This is a genomic window from uncultured Allobosea sp. (assembly GCF_945957345.1).
Classification (GTDB): Bacteria; Pseudomonadota; Alphaproteobacteria; order Rhizobiales; family Beijerinckiaceae; genus Allobosea.
Map to the genome: position 1 here is coordinate 1 of NZ_CAMFKW010000110.1, position 2,771 is coordinate 2,771.

At 68.2% G+C, this 2,771-nt stretch carries 3 protein-coding genes; all 3 read left to right on the top strand.

The window, feature by feature from the left end; all coding sequences use genetic code 11:
- Window positions 1–573, top strand: a 573-nt coding sequence (locus Q0Q36_RS25065) for a class I SAM-dependent methyltransferase (protein WP_293802611.1), incomplete at its 5' end; no start/stop codon positions are given.
- The gene (locus Q0Q36_RS25070) at window positions 570–1,820 is read left to right on the top strand and encodes a glycosyltransferase (RefSeq protein ID WP_293802612.1); all 1,251 of its coding nucleotides are present in this window, start codon (window positions 570–572) and stop codon (window positions 1,818–1,820) included. The genes Q0Q36_RS25065 and Q0Q36_RS25070, both read left to right, overlap by 4 nt.
- On the top strand, window positions 1,817–2,771 hold a 955-nt coding region (locus tag Q0Q36_RS25075; protein ID WP_293802614.1), incomplete at its 3' end, for a glycosyltransferase. The genes Q0Q36_RS25070 and Q0Q36_RS25075, both read left to right, overlap by 4 nt.

A 2,771-nucleotide genomic window follows, 5' to 3' on the forward strand; every position in this document is an offset into this window, starting at 1 on the left:
CGGCTCTACGGCAAGGGCGCGCCGCCGGACCTGTCGATCGCCTGCAACCACAAGCAGATCGCCTCGAAGCAGTGGCTGGTCGCTGCCCTGGCCGAGACCTACCCGAAGCCGGAGGGACCGGTCTGGGTGCTCGGTGCCTGGTATGGCGTGCTCGGAGCGCTGCTGCTCGATGACGAGAGGCTCGCCATTCCCGCGATCGTCAGCCTCGATATCGATCCGACCTGCGCGCCGATCGCGGAGATCCTGAACCATCGCCATGTCGCGGCGGAGCGCTTCCAGGCGCTGACAGCCGATATGATGGCGGTCGATTTCGCGGCGCAGTCGCCCGCGCCGGGCCTCGTCATCAACACGAGCTGCGAGCATCTCGACGACGTGCCGGGCTGGCTTGCGACCTTGCCGAAGGGCTTGCCGCTGGTGCTGCAGTCCAACGACTATTTCCGCGAGCCCGACCACCGGAGCTGCGTTCCCTCGCTCGACGCTTTCCGCGAGCAGGCGGGGCTATCCGAGGTCTGGTTCGCCGGTGCGCGGCCGACGAAAAACTATACGCGCTTCATGCTGATCGGGCAGCGATGACGGCTGGCACGACGCCGCGCATCGCGGTGGCCATGAAGGGCTACCCGCGCCTGTCGGAGACCTTCATCGCGCAGGAGTTGCTGGGGTTGCAGCAGCGCGGTTTGCCGTTCGAGATCTGGTCCCTGCGCCATCCGACCGATGCGGCCAAGCACCTGATGCACAACCAGATCACGGCGCCGGTGCGCTATCTGCCGGAATATCTGCATGACGAGCCGGCGCGGGTGGCGCGCGGGCTGCTTGCTGCTTTGCTGCGGCCGGGCTTGCTGCGTCTGCTGCCGGTCTTCCTGCGCGATCTCGCCCGCGACGGGACGCGCAATCGCTGGCGTCGCTTCGGTCAGGCCTGCGTGATGGCGCATGAATTACCCCAGGATATCACGCATCTGCATGTGCATTACCTGCACACGCCCGCTTCCGTGATCCGCTATGCCGCCTTGCTCGGCGGCCTGACATGGTCGTTCTCGGCCCATGCCAAGGACATCTGGACGACGGCAGACTGGGAGAAGCGCGAGAAGATCGCCTCGGCCCAATGGGGCGTCACCTGCACGCGCGACGGGCATCGCGAGCTGGAGCGGCTTTCCGACAGGCCGGACAAGGTCGCGCTGCTCTATCATGGGCTTGACCTCGCACGCTTTCCGGTGCCGGGCGAGCGATCGGTGCGAGACGGCTCGGACGTGAACGATCCGGTACGCTTCGTCACCATCGGGCGCGCCGTGGCGAAGAAGGGCTTCGACGACCTGCTGGAAGCTTTGGTCAAGCTGCCCTGCACGCTGAACTGGCGGCTGACGCATATCGGTGGCGGCGAGAAGCTGAAGACCCTGCAGGCGCAGGCTCAGGCGCTCGGGCTCGACGACCGGATCGTCTGGGCCGGGCCGAAGGCGCAGGACGAGGTCATCGCCACTTTGCGGGCCGCCGACCTCTTCGTGCTGCCTTCGAAGGAGGCCGGCGACGGCGACCGTGATGGCCTGCCCAATGTGGTGATGGAAGCGGCGAGCCAGGGCCTGCCGATCGTCGCGACCGATTTCGCGGGAATCCCGGAATTCGTGCGCGACGGCGTCGAGGGCCTGCTGGTACCGCCGGGAGATATCGAGGCTCTGGCTGCGGCGCTGAACCGCTTGGCCATCGCACCTTCGCGGCGCGTAGCGCTGGGAGACGCGGCCTATGCCCGGCTGACGCGAGCCTTCTCGGCTCAGGCCGGGCTTGACCGAGTCGCGGCAATGCTGAAGCGTTCGGCCGGCGAGGGCGCATGAGCGCCTCCGTCCTGATCGCGGTGACGCATCTGCTCGGCAGCGGCCATCTGGTACGGGCCGCGAATCTGGCGCGGGCGCTTGCCCGTGGCGGTTTCACTGTGACGCTCGCCAGCGGCGGCATGCCGTTGCGAGACATGGAGGGCGAGCCCTTCGCCTTCGTGCAATTGCCTGTCATCAGGACCGAGGGCACCGATTTCCGTACGCTGCTCGATGAAAACGGCCAGCTGATCGAGCCGGAGCGCAGGACCGCCCGCATCGCCATGCTGGAAGAGCTGGCGGCGCGATTGCGGCCTGATGTCGTGATCGTCGAGCATTTCCCCTTCGGCCGGCGGCAACTGGCCGCGGAGTTCCTCGCGCTGATCGCGGCGGCGAAGGCAGCAAGACCCGAGGCGCTCGCGCTGTCCTCGGTGCGCGATGTGCTGGTGACGCCGCGGCCGGACCGGATCGCCGAGGCCGAGGAGCGGATCGCCGGGTTGTTCGATGCTGTCCTGGTCCATGGCGATGCCGGCTTCCTGCCGCTCGAGCGGTCATGGCCGGTGGGCGAGGGGCTGGCGGCGAAGCTGCGCTATACCGGCTATCTCGCTGACGATCGGCCCGTTGGAGCAGTGCAGGAGAATGGCGAGATCATCGTCTCCGGCGGCGGGTCGGCCGCGGCCTTGCCGCTCTTCGCCTGCGCTGTCGCCGCGGCGCGGCTCGATCGATCCGGGCGTCGCTGGCGGCTTCTCGCCGGGCGGGGCATGACCGAGGACGACCTGGCGCTGCTAATGGCCGAAGCGCCCGAAAAGGTCGTGATCGAACGGGCGCGGCCGGACTTTCCCGCGCTGCTGGCCGGTTGCGCCGTCTCGATCAGCCAGGCCGGCTACAACACCGTCCTCGACCTCGTCACGGCCGGCCGCCCGGCGATCGTCGTGCCCTTCGATGCCGGCAACGAGACCGAGCAGACGGTCCGGG

What these genes read in the sequence shown, in the direction of transcription:
- Q0Q36_RS25070 (WP_293802612.1), top strand. Translation starts at nt 570, where the DNA reads ATGACGGCTGGCACGACGCCGCGCATCGCGGTGGCCATGAAGGGCTAC.